The organism is Caulobacter sp. CCNWLW153 (genome assembly GCF_036889365.1).
GTDB lineage: Bacteria > Pseudomonadota > Alphaproteobacteria > Caulobacterales > Caulobacteraceae > Caulobacter > Caulobacter radicis.
On sequence record NZ_JBAKFV010000015.1, the window covers coordinates 26,677 to 45,244 of the forward strand.

At 69.0% G+C, this 18,568-nt stretch carries 19 protein-coding genes and 1 riboswitch; of the genes, 11 read left to right on the forward strand and 8 right to left on the reverse strand.

Features of this window, described 5'->3' with window-relative positions; translation table 11 throughout:
- Positions 1-134: 134 nt before the first annotated feature.
- From V6S85_RS20930 to V6S85_RS20940, 3 genes are read right to left on the reverse strand one after another with little or no spacing between them, the layout of a single operon-like run.
- A complete protein-coding gene (locus V6S85_RS20930; protein WP_334350120.1) occupies positions 135-791 on the reverse strand; it encodes a CoA pyrophosphatase in 657 nt (218 codons plus the stop codon).
- Entirely contained in the window at positions 788-1,348 is a 561-nt protein-coding gene (locus tag V6S85_RS20935; protein ID WP_334350121.1) for a DUF1285 domain-containing protein, read from the reverse strand. The genes V6S85_RS20930 and V6S85_RS20935 overlap by 4 nt, the downstream gene beginning before the upstream one ends.
- 43 nt (positions 1,349-1,391) lie before the next feature.
- Positions 1,392-1,913 (reverse strand): GNAT family N-acetyltransferase, encoded by a 522-nt coding sequence (locus V6S85_RS20940; RefSeq protein WP_334350122.1) that lies wholly within the window; start codon positions 1,911-1,913, stop codon positions 1,392-1,394.
- A 263-nt stretch (positions 1,914-2,176) separates the two neighbouring features.
- Between V6S85_RS20940 and V6S85_RS20945 the strand changes: the two genes are divergently transcribed.
- Positions 2,177-3,439, forward strand: a complete 1,263-nt coding sequence (locus tag V6S85_RS20945) for an MFS transporter (protein WP_334350123.1) — start codon at positions 2,177-2,179, stop codon at positions 3,437-3,439.
- Between the two features lie 106 nt (positions 3,440-3,545).
- On the opposite strand, the gene V6S85_RS20950 is transcribed toward V6S85_RS20945, so the two are convergent.
- Positions 3,546-4,025, reverse strand: coding sequence for a GNAT family N-acetyltransferase (locus V6S85_RS20950; protein WP_334350124.1), 480 nt, complete (start codon positions 4,023-4,025; stop codon positions 3,546-3,548).
- On the opposite strand from V6S85_RS20950, the gene V6S85_RS20955 reads away from it, so the two are divergent.
- On the forward strand, positions 4,024-4,350 hold the full coding sequence (locus V6S85_RS20955; protein ID WP_116564867.1) for a TfoX/Sxy family protein: 327 nt from the start codon (positions 4,024-4,026) through the stop codon (positions 4,348-4,350). The two genes, V6S85_RS20950 and V6S85_RS20955, sit on opposite strands and share 2 nt — an antisense overlap.
- A gap of 4 nt (positions 4,351-4,354) precedes the next feature.
- Here the strand turns inward: V6S85_RS20955 and V6S85_RS20960 are convergent, their stop codons facing one another.
- Both V6S85_RS20960 and V6S85_RS20965 read right to left on the reverse strand, forming a co-directional pair.
- Entirely contained in the window at positions 4,355-5,446 is a 1,092-nt protein-coding gene (locus V6S85_RS20960; RefSeq protein ID WP_116564865.1) for a Fic family protein, read from the reverse strand.
- Between the two features lie 75 nt (positions 5,447-5,521).
- A complete protein-coding gene (locus tag V6S85_RS20965; protein ID WP_334350125.1) occupies positions 5,522-6,379 on the reverse strand; it encodes an SDR family oxidoreductase in 858 nt (285 codons plus the stop codon).
- Between the two features lie 135 nt (positions 6,380-6,514).
- Between V6S85_RS20965 and V6S85_RS20970 the strand changes: the two genes are divergently transcribed.
- Positions 6,515-7,216: a class I SAM-dependent methyltransferase gene (locus tag V6S85_RS20970; protein ID WP_334350126.1), complete on the forward strand. Its 702-nt coding sequence runs from the start codon at positions 6,515-6,517 to the stop codon at positions 7,214-7,216.
- A 128-nt stretch (positions 7,217-7,344) separates the two neighbouring features.
- On the opposite strand, the gene V6S85_RS20975 is transcribed toward V6S85_RS20970, so the two are convergent.
- Positions 7,345-9,699, reverse strand: a complete 2,355-nt coding sequence (locus V6S85_RS20975) for a TonB-dependent receptor (RefSeq protein ID WP_334350127.1) — start codon at positions 9,697-9,699, stop codon at positions 7,345-7,347.
- 338 nt (positions 9,700-10,037) lie between these two features.
- Entirely contained in the window at positions 10,038-10,619 is a 582-nt protein-coding gene (locus V6S85_RS20980; RefSeq protein ID WP_116564857.1) for a dihydrofolate reductase family protein, read from the reverse strand.
- A 212-nt stretch (positions 10,620-10,831) separates the two neighbouring features.
- Here V6S85_RS20980 and V6S85_RS20985 point away from each other — a divergent pair, with 212 nt between their 5' ends.
- The 8 genes from V6S85_RS20985 (at position 10,832) to V6S85_RS21020 (ending at position 18,346) form a co-directional block, all read left to right on the forward strand.
- Positions 10,832-11,914, forward strand: coding sequence for a site-specific DNA-methyltransferase (locus V6S85_RS20985; protein ID WP_116491050.1), 1,083 nt, complete (start codon positions 10,832-10,834; stop codon positions 11,912-11,914).
- Positions 11,915-11,924: 10 nt separating this feature from the next.
- Positions 11,925-12,317, forward strand: a complete 393-nt coding sequence (locus tag V6S85_RS20990) for a hypothetical protein (protein ID WP_334350128.1) — start codon at positions 11,925-11,927, stop codon at positions 12,315-12,317.
- Positions 12,318-12,508: 191 nt separating this feature from the next.
- Positions 12,509-12,600, forward strand: a riboswitch (glycine riboswitch).
- 158 nt (positions 12,601-12,758) lie between these two features.
- Positions 12,759-13,871: a glycine cleavage system aminomethyltransferase GcvT gene (gene gcvT, locus V6S85_RS20995; protein ID WP_334350129.1), complete on the forward strand. Its 1,113-nt coding sequence runs from the start codon at positions 12,759-12,761 to the stop codon at positions 13,869-13,871.
- A 15-nt stretch (positions 13,872-13,886) separates the two neighbouring features.
- On the forward strand, positions 13,887-14,252 hold the full coding sequence (gene gcvH / locus V6S85_RS21000; protein WP_116564851.1) for a glycine cleavage system protein GcvH: 366 nt from the start codon (positions 13,887-13,889) through the stop codon (positions 14,250-14,252).
- 175 nt (positions 14,253-14,427) lie between these two features.
- Positions 14,428-15,771, forward strand: a complete 1,344-nt coding sequence (gene gcvPA, locus V6S85_RS21005; protein WP_334350130.1) for an aminomethyl-transferring glycine dehydrogenase subunit GcvPA — start codon at positions 14,428-14,430, stop codon at positions 15,769-15,771.
- Entirely contained in the window at positions 15,768-17,339 is a 1,572-nt protein-coding gene (gcvPB, locus tag V6S85_RS21010; RefSeq protein ID WP_334350131.1) for an aminomethyl-transferring glycine dehydrogenase subunit GcvPB, read from the forward strand. Before gcvPA ends, gcvPB begins: the two co-directional genes overlap by 4 nt.
- A 131-nt stretch (positions 17,340-17,470) precedes the next feature.
- A complete protein-coding gene (locus tag V6S85_RS21015) occupies positions 17,471-17,884 on the forward strand; it encodes a hypothetical protein (RefSeq protein WP_334350132.1) in 414 nt (137 codons plus the stop codon).
- Between the two features lie 21 nt (positions 17,885-17,905).
- Positions 17,906-18,346 carry a hypothetical protein gene (locus V6S85_RS21020; protein WP_116564843.1) on the forward strand — a complete coding sequence of 147 codons (441 nt, stop codon included), beginning with the start codon at positions 17,906-17,908 and terminating at the stop codon, positions 18,344-18,346.
- The last annotated feature ends 222 nt before the right edge of the window (positions 18,347-18,568 follow it).

An 18,568-nucleotide genomic window follows, 5' to 3' on the forward strand; every position in this document is an offset into this window, starting at 1 on the left:
GCGACATCCCCCTTACGCAACGGCAGTCCGCCGCCCGTTGGCGCGAGCGGTACGTCCTGCTTTCAAACGACTATTTCAGGGAATGGACGCTCACGCCAAGTGCGGAAACGCGCTCGTCCCCAACTGTCGGAGCCCTAAGCCTCGACGGTGGCGCTCTCGGGGTGCAGCCGCTCGTACAGCGCCCGCAGCATGCCGGCCGTCGCGCCCCAGATGAACCGCTCGTTCCACGGCATGGCGTAGAAGAACCGTCGGCCGGTGGGCGTGTCGCGGTGCTGGCGCTGGTGGTTGGCCGGGTCCATGAGAAAGTCGAACGGCGTCTCGAACACGTCGGCCACCTCGTCGGGGTTGGCGACCAGCTCGCAGTTCGGATCGACGAACCCGACCACCGGCGTGACGTGGAAGCCGGTCACCGTGGCGTAGCCCTGGATCAGGCCGGCCACCTCGACGAAGCGGGGATCAAGGCCCACCTCCTCGTTGGCCTCGCGCAGCGCCGTGCCCCACGGCGTCTCGCCCGGATCGCAGCGGCCGCCCGGAAAGGCGATCTGGCCGGTGTGGCTGCGCAGGGTGTCGGACCGGCGGGTGAGGATGACGTTCAGGCTCTCGGGCCTCTGCACCAGGCCGATCAGCACGGCGGCCGGGCGCAGGGCGTGGGGATTGTCGATCCGCAGGCCCGGATTGAGGTCGAAGTCCGAGCGCCAGTCGTTCTTCAGGCAGGGGTCGTAGGCCTCGATCGGGTCGAGCCGGCTCTTGATGAAGGCCCGCCGGGCCGCCGCGTCGGTCTGGGGGATCATGCGGGCCCCACCGAAAACCAGGCCCCATTCGAGGCCACGCCGAACCGCCGGCCGTCCGGGGTGTCGCGCTCGCTCGCCATCTCGACCAGCTCGTAGAACACCGGCCGGGCGATCAGGGCCTCCAAGCCCCGGCGCACGTGCAGGTAGGGCCGCGGCTCGCCGGTTTCCGGATCCTCCACCACGCGGATGGCGTGTTCGGGACCGGCCACGACCTCGTCGCCGACATTGGTCTGGAAGCGCAGGGCCTCGCCGTCGCGGTCGACCCGCACGGCGATGAACGGCGCGTCCTCGACCGTGATCCGCATCTTCTCCACCGGGGTGACCAGGTGGAAGCCGTCGGGATCGCGTCGCAGGATGGTCGAGAACAGGCGCACCAGCGCCTCGCGGCCGATCGGCGTGCCTTCGTGGAACCAGACGCCGTCCTTGCGGATGCGGATGTCGATGTCGCCGCAGTGGGGCGGGTTCCACAGGTGCACCGGCGGCAGGCCCTTGCCGCCCGCGGCTTTGGCGGCCTGGGCGACGCCGTCGAGTCCGGTGCGGGCTGTGTCGGAGGGCATGGACCTCAGTTAGGTCATGCGCGCCCCCGGCTCAAGCGAAGCCTCAGGCGACGGCGACCTTGCCGTCGAAGCCTTCGTCGCCGCCGGGAACCAGGGCCTTGAGCAGCACCCGGCGCTGGTCGGCCGGGCCGGGCATCAAGACCTTGGCGGCGGGGGCGGCCGAAAAGCCGATGCGGGTGAAGTAGGGCGCGTCGCCGACCAGCAGCACGGCGCTCCAGCCGGCCTCCGTCGCCGCCTGGCAGGCGGCCTCGACCAGGGCCTGGCCCAGGCCCGCGCTGCGCTGCTCGGAATCGACGGCCAGCGGGCCCAGGAACGCGGCGGGCTTGCCGCCGATGGTCACCGGCCACAGCCGCACGCTGCCGATCACCGCCCCGCCGCGCAGGGCCACGAACGAACAGTCGTCGAGCTTGCGATTGGTCTCGCGCAGCCGCTCGGACGACTTGGCGAAGCGGCCGGGCCCGAAGGCGCGGTCGACCAGCGCCTCGACGGCGGCGGCGTGATGCGGGGCCTCGAGCTCGATCGAGGGAGCGTCTTGCGGAAGAAGAGCGGCGGAGGAAGCGGTCATGAGGCGACGAGGATCCGGGTGCGAACGGGGAATTATCCCCGGCGCGTGACGCGGCCACGACGGCCGCCGTTCCCGGGGGGCGTTAGGCGCGGAAGCAGGTCCGCGCGGCGCAGGTTCGTCGTTGGCGTCGCATCGGCGGCGCTCTCCCCGTGGCAGAGGCGCGCGGCATAGGGCGCTATGACCCCCGCGTCAACGAAATCGACGACCTTATGAGACAAACGCGATTGCGACGCTTCGTCTCAAGGAGCAGGGTCCGCGCCGAAATGTCAGACCCCGCCGCCCTCCCCGCCGATCCCGACACCTCCACCCGCGCCCTGCTTCGCCAGCGCGACTACCTGCTGTTCTGGGGGGCGCGGTTCACGGGCACCCTGGGCGTGCAGGTCCAGGCCGTGGCGCTGGGCTGGTACGTCTACAACATCGCCCGCATGACCCGCCCGGTCGGGGAGTCGGCCCTGCTGGTCAGCATGATCGGCCTGGCGCAGTTCGTGCCGCTGTTCCTGCTGACCCTGATCGCCGGCGAGACGGCCGACCGCCGCAGCCGCAAGCACATCGCCATGATCACCTTGGGCGTCGACATCGTCAGCGTGTCGGTGCTGCTGGTCATGGCCGTGCGGGGCGTCCACACGCTGTGGCCGATCTTCACCATGGCGGTGTTCTTCGGGGCCAGCCGGGCCTTCATGTCGCCGGCCGTCAGCGCCATGGGGCCGATGCTGGTGCCGCGGCCGCTGCTGCCGCGCGCCATCGCCTGGAACTCGCTGGCCTGGCAGGGCGCCTCGATCGCCGGCCCGGCCCTGGGCGGCGCGCTGCTGCACTTCTCGTCGGGCGTGGCCTTCGGCGGCGCGGCGGCGCTGTACGTGGTCGGCCTGCTGCTGCTGTCGGCGATCCGCAAGTCCACCACGCCCGAGGCCCAGAGCGGCTCGCGCCTCGAACTGATCAAGGAGGGGCTGGCCTATGTGTGGAACAACAAGATCGTCTTCGGCTCGATCTCGCTCGACCTGTTCGCGGTGATCCTGGGCGGGGCCACGGCCCTGCTGCCGGTCTTCGCCCGCGACGTGCTGAACATCGGCCCCAGCGGCTTTGGCCTGCTGCGCGCCTCGCCGGCCATCGGCGCGACCCTCGTGGCGATCTACCTGGCCAGCAACCCGATCCGCCGCCACGCCGGCCGGATCATGTTCGCGGGCGTGGCGGTGTTCGGCGCGGCCACCGTCGTCTTCGGCCTGTCCAACCTCGTCTGGCTGTCGGTGGCGGCGCTCGCGGTGCTGGGCGGGGCCGACATGCTGTCGGTCTATGTGCGCCAGACCCTGGTGCAGCTGGTCACGCCCGACGCCATGCGAGGCCGGGTCTCGGCCGTCTCGGGGGTGTTCATCAGCGCCTCCAACGAACTGGGCGAGGTCGAGAGCGGCGCGGTCGCCTGGCTGCTGGGCCCGGTGCGGGGCGTGGTGTTCGGCGGCCTGGGCGCCATCGGCGTCACCGGCCTGTGGGCCTGGCTGTTCCCGGCGCTGAGGAAGGCCGACCGGCTGGAGTAGGCGGCGTGTGACCCTCGTCCTTCGACAAGCTCAGGATGAGGGTCAGGGCAGGCGTCGGCATTCGAAATCCTCACCCTGAGCCTGTCGAAGGGCTAGGATTTCGTGCTCAGGCCTGGGCCAGCTTCGCCAGCGCCTCCCCGGTCATCCGCCGCACGGTCCACTCGTCCATCGCCGCCGCGCCGAGGCTGTCGTAGAAGGCGATCGACGGGGCGTTCCAGTCGAGCACGGCCCATTCCAGCCGGCCCAGGTTCTCGGCCACACAGCGGCGCGCGAGGCCCGCCAGCAGCGCCTTGCCCGCGCCCGCGCCCCGCGCGGCCGGCCGCACGAACAGGTCCTCCAGATAGATCCCGTGGCGGCCGACGAAGGTCGAGTAGTTGTAGAACCACAGGGCCATGCCCACCGGCTCGCCGTCGATCAGCGCGATGTCGCAGAAGGCCTTGGGCGCGTCGCAGAACAGCGCCGCCTCGATGTGGGCTTGCGTGGCCTCCACCTCGTGCAGCAGCTTCTCGTATTCCGCCAGGTCGCGGACGAACGACAGGATCAGGGCGGCGTCTTCGGGCGCGGCGGGACGGACGGTGACGGGCATGGCGGTTTCGGAAGACTTCCTGGAGTTCGTGCTGGAGCAGTTGGCGCCCCTGGGAGCGCTGAAGCCCAAGCGGATGTTCGGCGGGGTCGGGATCTACGCCAATGGTCTGTTCTTCGCGATCCTCGACGACGACACCCTCTACCTGAAAGGCGACGCCGAACTCAAACCCCGGTTCGAGGCGGCGGGCAGCCACGCCTTCGACCCCTTCGGCGAAGGCAAACCCATGGCCTACTGGAGCGCCCCGGCCGAGGCCATGGACGATGCGGAACTGCTGGTCGAATGGGCCCACAGGGCGCTGGCCGTGGCGGGGCGGAAGAAGCGCTGAAGCGTCAGCCGCCGGACACGCGAAGCAGCAAATCCACCAGCGGCCGGTTGACGTAATAGTTGCTGCGCCCCTGACTGTGCTTCTCCAGAAGCCCGCCGACCGCCAGTTCGTCCAGGTACTTCGCCGCCGTCTGGCGCACGACGCCCAGGTCGTGCTGAAGGAACTCGATCCTGGTGTAGGGGTGGCGGAACAGGTTGTTGAGCAGATCCTGCGAATAGATCTTGGGGTGCCCCGTTCGTAGGCGCGTCTTGTACTCCGCCATCAGCACGGCGACGCCCTGCACCAGCGACAGCGTCTGGATAGAGGTCTCGGCGACCGCGCGCAGCATGTAGAGCAGCCAGGCCTCCCACGCCCCGTCGTCACGCACCCGCTGCAGCAGGCGATAATACTCGGCCTTGTTCGTGATCACATAACGGCTGAGATAGAGGATAGGAATCTCCAGCAACCCGACCCTGGTCAGGTACAGCACGTTGAGGATCCGACCCAGACGGCCATTTCCATCCGGGAACGGATGGATGCTCTCGAATTGGTGATGGATCAGCGCCATCTTGATGAGCGGATCCAGATCGCTGGCCGCATCGTCGTTCACGAAGCGCTCCAGCGCGGTCATATGCGCGACGATTGCGTCGCGATCCTGCGGCGGGACATAGACGATCTGGCCAGTGACGTCGTTGTAGAGCGCGGTTCCCGGCGTCGCGCGAAAGTCGCCGCCGGTGCGTTTGAGCACCTGGAACATCTCGACCAGCATATTGTTGGTCAACAACCCGCCGCTTTCGCGCAACCGGTCAAAGCCGCGCTTCAGGGCGTCCCTGTAAAGCGCGACCTCCTTGGCGGGACCGCCCTGCCCGGATTCGAGCATCAGCGTGGCTTGGAACATCTCGTCCTGGGTGGTGACGATGTTCTCGATTTCCGAACTCGCGCGCGCTTCCTGCAGCGACAGGGTGTCGATCAGGATACCCTGGTTAGGGATCGTGCCCGCGCGCCCCTTCAACTCAGCCAGATAGCGATGCGCCCGCGCCGCTTCGCGCAGCACCGCCGTCGTTTCCAGCTCCGCCAGGGGCGGAAGCGGGGGGATGGCATAGGTCGGCCTTAACATGTCGCCCCATCATGTTAAAGAAATCGCATTTCGATAACACATTTGGCGCGACATGTAAAAGAAAGCCGCGCCGTCCTAACCGATCACCACTCCCGGCGGCGGGACGCTGTCTTCGGGCACGAAGAAATCGGGCATCAGGGTGGCGGTCGGGTCGACGCGGTACTTGTCGAACTCGCGCACGCCCTCGCCGTAGAGGAACGTATCGTCGATCAGGAACTGGCCGGTGAACTCGCGCGACGGCTTTTCGAAGATCGCGTGGGCGGCGTCGGCCATGATCTCGGGGGTGCGGCAGTGGCGCAGGCCCTCCTCGCCGGTCAGGGCGAACTGGATGGCGGCGGTGGCGATGCCGGTGCGCGGCCACAGGGCGTTGAAGGCGATCCCGTCGGCCTCGAACTCCTTGGCCATGCCCAGCACGCACATCGACATGCCGAACTTGGCCATGGTGTAAGCCACGTGGCCGCCGAACCACCGCGGGCTCATGTCGAGCGGCGGCGACAGCATCAGCACGTGCGGGTTGGCGGCCTTCTTCAGGTGCGGGATGCAGGCCTTGGAGGTCAGGAACGTGCCGCGCGTGTTGACCTGGTGCATCAGGTCGTAGCGCTTCATGTCGGTCGACAGCGTGCCGGTCAGCGAGATGGCCGAGGCGTTGTTGACCAGGATGTCGATGCCGCCGAACCGCTCGACCGCCTGGTCGACGGCCGACTGCACGCTGGCCTCGTCGCGCACGTCGACCACCAGCGGCAGGGCCTGGCCGCCGGCCGCGGCGATCTCGTCGGCGGCGGTGTAGATGGTGCCCGGCAGCTTGGGGTGCGGATCGGCGGTCTTGGCCGCGACCACGATGTTGGCCCCGTCGCGCGCGGCCCGCAGCGCGATGGAGAGGCCGATGCCCCGGCTGGCCCCGGTGATGAACAGCGTCTTGCCCGAGAGGCTCATGGCGCTCCCTCCTTGTTGATTGCCGCCACCCTAAGGCCGATCGGGCGCCTCTTGCAGCCCCGCGATTCTCGAAACATATAAAGTTACGTGAGTGACGACCGACCGGCGGGCGTCGACGACGGCGGAGCCCTGCCCATGCGCATCGAAGACGGATCCAAGCCTTTCCTGGCGGCCTTCTCCGACCCGGCGGCGGTGGCCCGCTACGCCGAGGGCCCGCCGCGCTTCGTGCCGGGCTTCCACGACCTGCACCGGATGTGCGGCGTGATGCTGGCCGAGCGCGCGCCCGCAAACGCCCGCGTGCTGGTGGTCGGGGCCGGCGGCGGGCTGGAGCTGAAGGCCCTGGCCGAAGCACATCCCGGCTGGACCTTCGTCGGCGTCGATCCGGCCGCCGAGATGCTGCGCGGGGCCGAGCGCCTGTTGGGCCCGCTGAACGACCGGGTCGAACTGGTCGAGGGCTATGTGGAAGACGTGGCCGACGGCGATTTCGACGCCGCGACCTGCCTGCTTACGCTGCACTTCCTGGGCCACGACGAGCGCCTGCGCACCGAGCGTGAGATCCGCCGGCGCCTGAAGCCCGGCGCGCCCTTCGTCGCCGCCCACGGCAGCTTCCCGCAGGATCCCGACCAGCGCGACGCCTGGCTCGACCGCTACGCCGCCTTCGCCGTCGCCTCGGGCTTCGACCCCGTCCAGGCCAGGAGCGCCCGCGACGCGGTGTCGGCCAGCGTCAACATGCTCGACCCGCAGGAGGACGAGGCCATCCTGCGCAAGGCCGGCTTTACCGACGTCACCCCGTTCTACGCGGCCTTCTCCTGGCGGGCGTGGGCGGCGTACGCGTAAGCGCCGCCGGCCAGGGTCGCGGCGGCGAAAGCCAGCAGGATGGAACGGCGCAGCGGGTATCCTTGCCTCAGGCCGGCGGACGACCGCCGGCCTGAGGCCCATGCAAGGTTCAGATCAGCCGACGCCCCCTAGAAGTCGAAGCCGATCGTGGCGAAGAACTGCCGCGGCGCCGACGAGTGGAACACCAGGATGCCGCCCGCCGCGTCGTCCGGCGCGAACACGCTGCTGTCGAAGTTCGAGGCATAGCGCTTGTCGGTCAGGTTGGTGACGTTCAGCGAGGCCTTGGCGCCCTTCATGAAGCCGACTTCGCCGAAAGCGTAGCTGACGCCCAGGTCGAAGGTCGTGTAGCCGCCGAAGCTCTGGTCGTTGGTGTAGGTGTAGTAGCGGCGGCCGGTGTACTTGCCCTGCAGCGAGGCCGAGAACGGACCGCGCTTGAGGCTGACCACGCTGGCGAACATCTCCTTGGGCGTATCGACCTGCTGTTTGCCGGCCGTCTTCTTGACCACGCAGGTGGTCGTGCACCAGTTCAGGTCCTCGTCGTAGGTCGACTTGTTGTACGAGGCCGAGTTGTACCAGTTCAGCCACGACAGCGGCTTCCACAGCACGCCCAGTTCGGCGCCCTTGCTGGTGACGCTGCCGGCGTTGTGGAAGGAGTTGCCGCAACCGGGGTTCTGCTGCTGATTGGTCGGGCAGGGATTGTATTGCAGCAGGCGGTTGTCGAAATCGACCTCGTAGGCCGACACCGACACCTGCAGGGTTTCACCCACGTAGCGATAGCCGGCGTCGAAGCTCTTGGAGGTTTCCGGCTGCAGATACTTGCCCTGGGCGTCCCAGACGGCCTGCGACACCGATTGCGGACCCAGTTTGAAGCCGCCCTGGAACATCGCCATGTTCTCGGCGTAGCTGGCGAACACCTCGTGGCCGGGGGCGATGCGCCAGCGCGCGCCGGCTTCCGGCAGGAAGCTGTCCGACGCCTTCAGCGAACCGCTGGCGAACTGGGTCGAGGCCGCGGCCGGGGCCTTGGCGATGCCCGGAAGGGCCGTGGCGGTCGACTTGGCGTTGGTGCTCTTGAAGCCGAAGTCGATGCTCAGCGCGTCGTCCAGCAGAGTGATGGTGTCCTGCACGTAGAACTGCTGGGTGGTCCAGTCGGTCTTCTGCACCCACTGGGCGGTGTCGGGACGGCCCTTCAGGTACCGCGCCAGGCTGAACGGACCGGTGACGTTGGTCCAGATGTAGCGGGCGGCGCTGCTGGTGTTCTGCTCCAGCCACAGGCCGGCCTGCAGGTGGTTGAAGCCGTGGGTCCAGGCCAGGCTGGCGATCACGCCGTCGCGGTCGATGGTGTAGCGGGTGTCACGGATCTGCACCGGCAGGTCGTCGGCCGTCGACGCCGTACCCTGGTTCGACAGGCCGGTGATGAAGTTGTTCCCCGCGCCCTTGTTCTCGTGCTTGTAGACTTGGCCGTGGACCTTGAGGCTGTCGGTCACGTCGAAGTCGGCCGCGACGTAGAACAGGTCGTCGTTGCGCAGGATCTGGCCGTTGGTGAAGGTGACGTCCGACAGCTTTTCCGGCGCCGTCGAGGTCACGCACTTGGAGGCCAGCGAGGCCACCGAGCAGGCGGCTCGCGAGACGTAGGCGTCCCAGTTGGGCGCATAGCCGCCCCAGTCCCAGCCCAGGCGGTTCAACATGTCCTTCGACAGATAGGCGTCGTCGGCCTGGTTGGTGCGCGAGATGTCGGCGAAGGCCGTGACCTGGCCGCGCTCGCCCTTGTAGGTCAGCTTGCCGTTGAACTGCTTGCCGGTCGACTTGTTGTAGACTGGCTGGTTCACGAACAGGTCCTGCTCGCTGTACTGGCCCGACAGATAGGCCGACCAGCCGTTGCGCTCGCCGGTGTCGAAGCGGGCGAAGGTGCGCAGGGTGTCCTCGCTGCCGAAGCTCTGGCTGATCGACAGGCCCATGGCCTTCTTCGGATCGCTGGAGCTGTAGATCAGCGCGCCGCCGAGGTTGCTGGTCGACGGGATCGACAGGCCGGCGATGCCGGTCGCCAAGTCGGCGCGACCCAGGTTCTCGGAGATCAGCGCCCGGCTGATCGTCAGGCCATTGTAGTTGTTGTAGGCGCCGTCGCCCAGCGGCATGCCGTCCAGCGTGTAGCCGAGGTGGGTGGTGTTGAAGCCCCGCACCTGCAGCGACAGCGACTGCTCGTTGACGCCCAGGGCGTCAATCGACTGGGCCATCACGCCAGGCAGGAAGTTCAGCGCCTTCTGCACGCTCGTGCCCGGGGGCAGCACTTCCAGGCTGGCCGGCGTCAGGGTCGAGACCGAGCGGGTCTGGCCGCTGCCGACCACCACCACGCCGTCCAGTTCGTCGGCCGCCGCAGCCGAGGCCGTGCCGGCCGTGGCGATCGCGGGCGCTTCGGCCGCGTGCACCTGGCTGGCGAGCATAAGACAGGCGGCGATAGCGAGCGCGCTCGCGGACCTCTGCAACATTCCGGCGTCCCCCCAAAGAAAAACGCCGCGGGGACTCGTGCCCACGGCGCCGTTACTCAGACGCCGCGTCTATTTCACAGGTTGATGACACTTTTTCTGCAACAGCAAAGATCGCGCCATCTACAGTCATCAGCCGCCAAAGCCGCGCGAAGACGGGACGACAACTGTTTGCGCGGGCGATGACGGTCGCCCTCACCCGCTCCCCACCGAGCTTCCCCGCGAAGGCGGCGATCCAAGCTGACGTCCAGGCCAAGGCCCGGCCGCGGAGAACCTCGCCATCACAGGGGAAGGCGGGGCGCCGAGAGAGGCAGGGAGAGCGTTCAGGCTGTGAATGCAGCTCAGGGCCCCGAAGGCCGCGCCTCCCTGGAGCGCTCCCTCCCCCGCCCCGCCTTGACCGGCAAGAGCTCGTAGTCCAGCCGCACCACCCCCATGGCCAGCGAGGCCGCGCCGCGCAGGACGAGACCCCTGGGCGGCCCCGTGCGTTCGGGAAACAGCGGCGCGCCCTCGCCCAGCAGCACGGGCGCGATCAGCAGCGACAGGCGATCCAGCGCCCCGTGCTCGGCGAAGGCGGCCAGAAGGCCAGCGCCGCCGACCACCCAGGCGTCGCCGTCGTCGAGATCGCGCAGGCGGTCGACCAGGGCCGGCAGGCCTTCGCGCCAGAACCGCACCCCGCGCTGCACCGGGTCGCCCCGCCGCGAGGTGACGACGAAGCCGCGCTTGCCGGCATAGGGCCAGCCCATGCCCAGGCTGGGGATCTGGTCATAGGTCGCCCGGCCCATGACCACCGTGCCGACAAGGTCGATGAAGGCGCCGTAGCCGGGATCCACCTTGCGGAACGGCGCCAGCCACTCGACCCCGCCGCCGGCGTCGGCGACGCGGCCGTCGAGGCTGGACGCGATGAACCCACGGATCAGCGCCATGCCCCCTCACGTCCCCCAAGGTTCTCGAACGATCCCAGCGCGGCCGAGCCCTGCGCGTCTCGGTCGAGTCCACGATAGAGAACATTTGCGGAACATCAACCACCATTAACCGCTTTTCGAATCGCGATTAACCAGTGGCTAACCATGACCGTTCATTCCCGGGTAACCACGGGACTCCATGATTCCGTTGGGTGTTTTGCAAGGAAGCGGACATGTCGTTCGGGCCGGAAACCATCATTCAGGGCGATTGCATCGAGGCGATGAACGCCCTGCCCGAGAAGTCGGTCGACCTGATCTTCGCCGATCCGCCCTACAACCTCCAACTCGGCGGCGACCTGCTGCGTCCGGACAATTCCAAGGTCGACGCGGTCGACGACCACTGGGACCAGTTCGAGAGCTTCGCCGCCTACGACAAGTTCACCCGCGAGTGGCTGAAGGCCGCCCGCCGCGTGCTCAAGGACGACGGCGCGATCTGGGTGATCGGCAGCTACCACAACATCTTCCGCGTCGGCGTGGCGGTGCAGGACCTGGGCTTCTGGATCCTCAACGACGTCATCTGGCGCAAGACCAACCCGATGCCCAACTTCAAGGGCACCCGCTTCGCCAACGCCCACGAGACCCTGATCTGGGCCTCCAAGAGCCAGAACGCCAAGCGCTACACCTTCAACTACGACGCCCTGAAGATGGCCAATGACGAGGTGCAGATGCGCTCGGACTGGACCATCCCGCTGTGCACCGGCGAGGAGCGCATCAAGGGCGCCGACGGCCAGAAGGCCCACCCGACCCAGAAGCCCGAGGCCCTGCTCTACCGGGTGATCCTGTCGACCACCAAGCCGGGCGACGTGATCCTGGATCCGTTCTTCGGCGTGGGCACCACCGGCGCCGCCGCCAAGCGCCTGGGCCGCAAGTTCGTCGGCATCGAGCGCGAGGCCGAATATATCGAGCACGCCAGGACCCGCATCGCCCAGGTGACGCCGATCGCCCCGCAGGACCTCGAGGTCATGGGCTCCAAGCGCGCCGAGCCGCGCGTGCCGTTCGGCACGATCGTCGAGGCCGGCCTGCTGCATCCGGGCGACACGCTCTACTGCGCCAAGGGCGCCCACGCGGCCAAGGTGCGCCCCGACGGCTCGATCGCGGTCGGCGACCTGACCGGCTCGATCCACAAGATCGGCGCCATGGTGCAGTCGGCCCCGGCCTGCAACGGCTGGACCTACTGGCACTTCAAGACCGACGCGGGCCTGGCCCCCATCGACGTGCTGCGCGCCCAGGTGCGCGCGGCCATGCCGCACGCCTAAGATATCAGGCGTGAAAGAAGGCCCCATCGGCGTTCGCCGCTACTGGACGATCGGCTGCCTGGCCGTCGTGCTGACCATGCTGTGCACCTCGGCCCTGCCCGACAAGGCCGGCTTTCCGCTGAACCTGGCGGGCCCGCTGGTGCAGATCGTCGGCTGCGCCGTCCTGGTGCTCATCGGCCGCCGCCGGCTGGGCGGCAAGGCCAACCTGGCCTTCATCGGCCCCGCGGCCGGCGCGATCATCGTCTGGGGCGTCTATCTGTGGACGGCGAGCTCGGGCATGGGCCCGACGGCCGGACCGGCCGCCTGGCTGGGCGTCACCCTGCTGGGCGTGGCCATGGGCGCGACACTACAGTTCCTGGTGCTGGGCTTCGTGGGCCAGGGCGGCGCGGTGAAGAAGGGCTGAGCTCCCTTCTCCCCTTGCGGAAGGTGGCGGCCGAAGGCCGACGGATGAGGGGTCTAAAGCCCTCTCCGCCAACGTCTGAGAGACCCCTCACCCGACCCGCCGCGCGGGCCACCCTCTCCCACAAGGGGAGAGGGATCCGGCGGACGACTCCGCCGCGCTTGACTCGCCGCCGACCGTCGCTCATTGAGCCCCTGACCCTCGCGGGAGACGTCGGGATTCGTGTCCCGAGGCCGAAGGCGCAACCGCCCCGGAAACGCTCAGGCAAAAGGACCGCGCGGGTTTAGGAACGCTGGAAAGAAGCCGCTCGAAAGGGCGGCTCGCCGAAGGAGCAAGGCCACTCTCAAGCAGAGGCCGGAATCTCTCAGGCCAAAGGGACAGCGGGGGCGCGACCAACCGGCGGAAGCCGGAACCGTCGCCGACCCCGTTTCGGAGCCCCGCCGCGTGTCCACCGACGATCTCAAGAAGACCCCGCTGTTCGACGCCCACGTGGCGGCCGGCGCCCGCATGGTCCCGTTCGCGGGCTATTCCATGCCCGTCCAATACAAGGACGGCGTGCTGAAGGAGCACCTGTGGACCCGCGAGCATGCGGGTCTGTTCGACGTCTCGCACATGGGCCAGGCGCGCATCCGGGGCGAGAACCCGGCCAAGAGCTTCGAGAAGGTGGTCTCGGCCGACTATCAGGGCCTGAAGGCCGGCAAGCAGCGCTACGGCGTGCTGCTGAACGCCGAAGGCGGCGTCATCGATGACCTGATGACCGCCCGCCCCGACGACGACGGCCTGTTCGTCGTGGTCAACGGCGCCTGCAAGGACAACGACTACAAGATCATCGCCGAGGCGCTGGCCGGCGAGGCCACGGTGGAGCGCCTGGAAGACCGCGCGCTGCTGGCGCTGCAGGGCCCTGAAGCCGCCGCCGTGCTGGCCGCCCACGTGCCGGAAGCCGCGCAGATGGTGTTCATGGACGCCAAGGCCCTGACCGCCTTCGGCGTCGATGCGATCATCTCGCGCTCGGGCTACACCGGCGAGGACGGCTACGAAATTTCCGTGCCCGCCGACGCCGCCGCCCGCATCTGGAACACCCTGCTGGAAGACGAGCGCGTCAAGCCGATCGGCCTGGGCGCCCGCGACAGCCTGCGCCTGGAAGCGGGCCTGCCGCTCTACGGCCACGACCTGGACGAGACCGTCTCGCCGATCGAGGCCGGCCTGAACTTCGCCGTCGGCAAGAGCCGCCGCGAGGCCGGCGACTTCCTCGGGGCCGAACGGATCGCCAAGGAGCTGGCCGGCGACTTGGCCCGCGTCCGCGTGAACCTGAAGGTGCTGGAAGGCGCCCCGGCCCGCGAAGGCGCCGAGATCGCCGACGCCGACGGAAACGTCATCGGCAAGGTCACCAGCGGCGGCTTTGGTCCCAGCTTCGGCGGCGCCATCGCCATCGGTTTCGTGCCCCCGGCCCACGCGGTGATCGGGTCCACGCTGAAAGTCATCGTCCGGGGCAAGCCGGCGGCCGCAGAGGTCGTCGCCTCCCCGTTCGTTCCCACCCGTTACGTCCGCAAACTCTAGATCCAGGGCCAGACCATGCGCTTCACCAAGGACCATGAATGGGTCGCCGTCGAAGGCGACATCGCCACCGTCGGCATCACCGCCTACGCCGCCGAGCAGCTGGGCGACGTGGTGTTCGTCGAAGTTCCGGAAGTCGGCAAGACCGTGGCTCAAGGCGAAGGCCTGGCCGTCGTCGAGAGCGTCAAGGCCGCCTCGGACGTCTACGCCCCGGTGTCGGGCGAAGTGGTCGAGGCCAACGCCGAGCTGGGCGATGCGCCCGAGACCGTCAACGCCCTGCCGGAAAGCGGCGGCTGGTTCGCCAAGCTGAAGCTGTCCAACCCGGCCGAGGTCGACGCCCTGATGGACCGCGACGCCTACGAGGCGTTCCTGGCGACGCTTTAAGGAAGAACCCTTCCCCCTTGATGGGGGAAGGGCAGGGTTGGGGGTGACCCCACCGACTCTAGACTTGGAGCGTGGCGGACGCCGAAACCGCTGACACTTTCGGCTGCCACGCTCTGGAGACACCCCCATCCCCGCCCCTTCCCCCATCAAGGGGGAAGGGAGAAGGACCTGATTGATGCGCTACCTCCCCCTGACCCCCGAAGACCGCGCCGACATGCTCGGCGTGATCGGCGCGGGCTCGATCGACGAGCTGTTCGTCGACGTGCCGGCCGTCGCCCGCCGCAGCGAGCCTGTGGACCTGCCCCATCACGCCGGCGAGATCGAGGTCGAGCGCGAGCTCCTGCGCCTGTCGCGCCGCAACCGCTCGGCGGCCGAGGGGCCGTTCTTCGTCGGGGCCGGGGCCTATCGCCACCACGTGCCGGCCACGGTGGACCACATCATCCAGCGGTCGGAGTTCCTGACCAGCTACACGCCCTACCAGCCGGAAATCGCCCAGGGCACGCTGCAGGTGCTGTTCGAGTTCCAGAGCCAGGTCGCCGCCCTGACCGGCATGGATGTGGCCAACGCCTCGCTCTATGACGGCTCGACCGCCACGGCCGAGGCCGTGATGATGGCCCAGCGCGTCACCCGCAAGAACAAGGCCGTGCTGTCGGGCGGCGTCCACCCGCAATATGTCGGCGCGGTCGAGACCCTGGCCCACGCCGCCGGCGTCACCACCCTGCGCCTGCCGGCCGCCATCGACGCCGAGGACGCGGTGATCGCCGCCATCGACGCCGACACCGCCTGCGTCGTCGTGCAGACCCCCAACGTGTTCGGCACGGCCACCGACGTTTCCAAGATCGCCGAGGCCGCCCACGCCGCCGGCGCCCTCCTGATCGTGGTCACCACCGAGGCCGTCTCCTACGGCCTGCTGAAGTCGCCGGGCGCCATGGGCGCCGACATCGCCGTGGCCGAGGGCCAGTCGATCGGCAACGGCCTGAACTTCGGCGGCCCGTATGTCGGCCTCTTCGCCTGCCGCGAAAAGTTCGTGCGCCAGGCCCCCGGCCGCCTCTGCGGCGAGACGGTGGACGCCGACGGCAAGCGCGGCTTCGTGCTGACCCTGTCGACCCGCGAGCAGCACATCCGCCGCGACAAGGCCACCAGCAACATCTGCACCAACAGCGGCCTGTGCGCCCTGGCCTTCTCGATCCACATGAGCCTCTTGGGCGAGCAGGGCCTGCGCCAGCTGGCCTCGCTGAACCACCAGAAGGCGCTGGCCACGGCCAAGGCCCTGGCGGCCATCCCGGGCGTCGAGATCCTCACCCCGCGCTTCTTCAACGAGTTCGCCGTGCGCCTGCCCAAGGACGCCGCCGAGGTCGTCGAGACCCTGGCCGCCCACGGCGTCATCGCCGGCGTGCCCTATTCGCGCCTGGAGCCGGGCGCGGGCCTGGACGACGTGCTGCTGGTCGCCACGACCGAGACCACGCTCGACACCGACATCACCTTCTTCGCCAAGCTGCTGGCCGGAGCCGTCCAATGAGCATGAACAATGTCGGACGTCCCACCCGTCCCGAAGCCTCCAATGACGACGCCGGCTTCGCCTCCCTGTCGGGCGGCCGCGGCCTGCTGCAGGACGAGCCGCTGATCTTCGAACTGGGCGGCTGGACCAAGACCGGCGTCGACCTGCCGGACGCCGTCACCGCCGACGGCGCCCTGGCCGGCCTGACCCGCGACGACGCCATCGGCCTGCCGGGCCTGTCGGAGCCGGAAGCCGTGCGCCACTACGTGCGCCTGTCCCAGAAGAACCACGCCATCGACCTGGCGCTCTATCCGCTGGGCTCGTGCACGATGAAGCACAACCCGCGCCTGAACGAGAAGATGGCGCGCCTGCCGGGCCTGTCGGACATCCACCCGCTGCAGCCGCAGTCGACGGTGCAGGGCGCGATCGAGCTGATGGACCGCCTGGCCCACTGGCTGAAGACCCTGACGGGCATGCCCGCGGTGGCCCTGAGCCCCAAGGCCGGCGCCCATGGCGAGCTGTGCGGCCTCCTGGCCATCCGCGCCGCCCACGAGGCGGCCGGCAACGGCCACCGCAAGACCGTGCTGGCCCCGACCAGCGCCCACGGCACCAACCCGGCCACGGCGGCCTTCTGCGGCTACACGGTCGTCGAGATCGCCCAGACCGACGACGGCCGCGTCGACCTGGCCGACCTGGAGTCCAAGCTCGGCGACCACGTGGCCGCGATCATGGTCACCAACCCCAACACCTGCGGCCTGTTCGAGCGCGACGTGGTCGAGATCGCCCGCCTGACCCACGCGGCGGGCGCGTACTTCTACTGCGACGGCGCCAACTTCAACGCCATCGTCGGCCGGGTGCGCCCAGGCGACCTGGGCGTCGACGCCATGCACATCAACCTGCACAAGACCTTCTCGACGCCCCACGGCGGCGGCGGTCCGGGCGCGGGTCCGGTGGTGCTGAGCGAGGCTCTCGCCCCGTTCGCCCCCACCCCGTGGGTGGTGCATGACGAAAACGGCTACAAGCTGATCGAGGAAGCCGAAGGCGTCGCCGCCCAGGCCTTCGGCCGGATGAGCGCCTTCCACGGCCAGATGGGCATGTACGTGCGCGCCTACGCCTACATGCTCAGCCACGGCGCCGACGGCCTGCGCCAGGTGGCCGAGGACGCGGTGCTGAACGCCAACTACGTCAAGGCCCGCCTGTCGGACCTGATGAGCCCGGCCTTCCCGGAAGGCCCGTGCATGCACGAGGCGCTGTTCGACGACGCCTGGCTGGAAGACACGGGCGTCACCACGCTCGACTTCGCCAAGGCGATGATCGACGAGGGCTTCCACCCGATGACCATGTACTTCCCGCTGGTGGTGCATGGCGCGATGCTGATCGAGCCGACCGAGACGGAGTCGAAGGCCGAGCTCGACCGCTTCATCGACGCCCTGCGCCTGCTGGCGGAGGCGGCCAAGGCGGGCGACACGGCCCGCTTCAAGAACGCCCCGCACCTGGCGCCGCTCAAGCGCCTGGACGAGACGCTGGCGGCCCGGAAGCCGAAGTTGAAGTGGAAACCTGTGGCCCCCGCGCCACTCGCCGCGGAATAGCTGCAACAGCAGCACGAAAGCGGAACGGGGCGCCTTTACGGAAGGGCGCCCCGTTTCCATATGCAGCTTGTGAGACGAGGGGGCCGGTCTTTTTCCGGAAACCGGCGGACCACAAGCCCCGTTCAGCCCCCATGAACTTCGCCATCGCCATGACGCCCGTGCGCTTTTCCGCCGCCGACGAACTCGCCCGCGAGCTTCTCGGGCGGATCATTCGCGCGGCCCTGGTGCTGCTGGGCCTGGTGTTCATCGCCGCGGGCTTTCTGATCGCGCCCCTGCCCGGCCCGATGGGCCTGCCGCTGACGGTCATCGGCCTGATGCTGGTGCTGCGCAACTCGTTCAAGGCCCGCAAGCAGTTCGTCCGCTTCCAGCACGCCCACCCCAAGCTGGTGTTCCCGCTGCGCCGCCTGCTGCGCCGCGAGCCCGAGGTGGTGCTGGTGGCCTGGCAGCAGGCCCTGCGGATCGAGAAGCTGGTCATCCCGCGCCGCTGGCGCGTGGCCAAGCGCTGGCGCAAGGCGCTCAAGCGCCGGGGCCAGCGCGCGGTCTAGGGCCCCCGTGAGCCCGCTCCAGTGACCCGGCGCGACCCCAGGGTCGTCCGCCGCCTTTCCAGCCTCCGTCGCCGCCGGCTGGCGTTCGTCGTGCGCGAGACCTTCGCCCGCGTGGCCCGGATCCTGCTGATCGCCCTGGGCGTGCTGATCCTGCTGGCCGGCGCGGTGCTGACGCCGCTGCCCGGCCACGTGGGCCTGCCCCTCCTGGTGATCGGGCTGATGGTGGTGCTGCGCAACTCGTTCCAGGCCAAGCGCCGCTTCATCCGCTGGCAGCGCCGTCACCCCAAGCTGATCTTCCCCATCCGCCGCCTGATGCGCCGAGAACCGGAGATCCTGCTGGTGGCCTGGCAGCAGCTGCTGCGGTCCGAGAAGGTGGTGCTGAGGCGGCCGGGCTGGCGAGTGCTCAAGCGGGGACGCAAGGCTGTGAGGAAGGCGCTGAGGCGGCGGCAGGCGGCGGGCTGAGGCCCAGCCCCAACCGCCCGTCATTCCCGCCCTTGTGGCGGGAACCTCTGGTTCCGTCCGCACGTGAAGCGCCAGCGGCGTGCTCAGCACGCCGCCCCTACCGCCCTTGCGACTGACAGAGGGTTCCCGCCACAAGGGCGGGAATGACGGGAGAAGGTCGAGCCTTCACCACAGGGCCCAAAAGAAAAAGGCGCGGCCCTTGCGAGCCGCGCCTTTCGATCT

Excerpts from the sequence above, each read along its gene's own strand:
- V6S85_RS20985 (WP_116491050.1), top strand. The coding sequence starts at position 10,832 with ATGTCGTTCGGGCCGGAAACCATCATTCAGGGCGATTGCATCGAGGCG.
- V6S85_RS20940 (WP_334350122.1), bottom strand. The coding sequence starts at position 1,913 with ATGACCGCTTCCTCCGCCGCTCTTCTTCCGCAAGACGCTCCCTCGATC.
- gcvPB (WP_334350131.1), top strand. The coding sequence starts at position 15,768 with ATGAGCATGAACAATGTCGGACGTCCCACCCGTCCCGAAGCCTCCAAT.
- gcvH (WP_116564851.1), top strand. The coding sequence starts at position 13,887 with ATGCGCTTCACCAAGGACCATGAATGGGTCGCCGTCGAAGGCGACATC.
- V6S85_RS20950 (WP_334350124.1), bottom strand. The coding sequence starts at position 4,025 with ATGCCCGTCACCGTCCGTCCCGCCGCGCCCGAAGACGCCGCCCTGATC.
- V6S85_RS20965 (WP_334350125.1), bottom strand. The coding sequence starts at position 6,379 with ATGAGCCTCTCGGGCAAGACGCTGTTCATCACCGGGGCCAGCCGGGGC.
- V6S85_RS20945 (WP_334350123.1), top strand. The coding sequence starts at position 2,177 with ATGTCAGACCCCGCCGCCCTCCCCGCCGATCCCGACACCTCCACCCGC.
- V6S85_RS20960 (WP_116564865.1), bottom strand. The coding sequence starts at position 5,446 with ATGTTAAGGCCGACCTATGCCATCCCCCCGCTTCCGCCCCTGGCGGAG.
- V6S85_RS20930 (WP_334350120.1), bottom strand. The coding sequence starts at position 791 with ATGATCCCCCAGACCGACGCGGCGGCCCGGCGGGCCTTCATCAAGAGC.
- V6S85_RS20955 (WP_116564867.1), top strand. The coding sequence starts at position 4,024 with ATGGCGGTTTCGGAAGACTTCCTGGAGTTCGTGCTGGAGCAGTTGGCG.
- V6S85_RS20935 (WP_334350121.1), bottom strand. The coding sequence starts at position 1,348 with ATGCCCTCCGACACAGCCCGCACCGGACTCGACGGCGTCGCCCAGGCC.
- gcvPA (WP_334350130.1), top strand. The coding sequence starts at position 14,428 with ATGCGCTACCTCCCCCTGACCCCCGAAGACCGCGCCGACATGCTCGGC.
- V6S85_RS20975 (WP_334350127.1), bottom strand. The coding sequence starts at position 9,699 with ATGTTGCAGAGGTCCGCGAGCGCGCTCGCTATCGCCGCCTGTCTTATG.
- V6S85_RS21015 (WP_334350132.1), top strand. The coding sequence starts at position 17,471 with ATGAACTTCGCCATCGCCATGACGCCCGTGCGCTTTTCCGCCGCCGAC.
- V6S85_RS20980 (WP_116564857.1), bottom strand. The coding sequence starts at position 10,619 with ATGGCGCTGATCCGTGGGTTCATCGCGTCCAGCCTCGACGGCCGCGTC.
- V6S85_RS20970 (WP_334350126.1), top strand. The coding sequence starts at position 6,515 with ATGCGCATCGAAGACGGATCCAAGCCTTTCCTGGCGGCCTTCTCCGAC.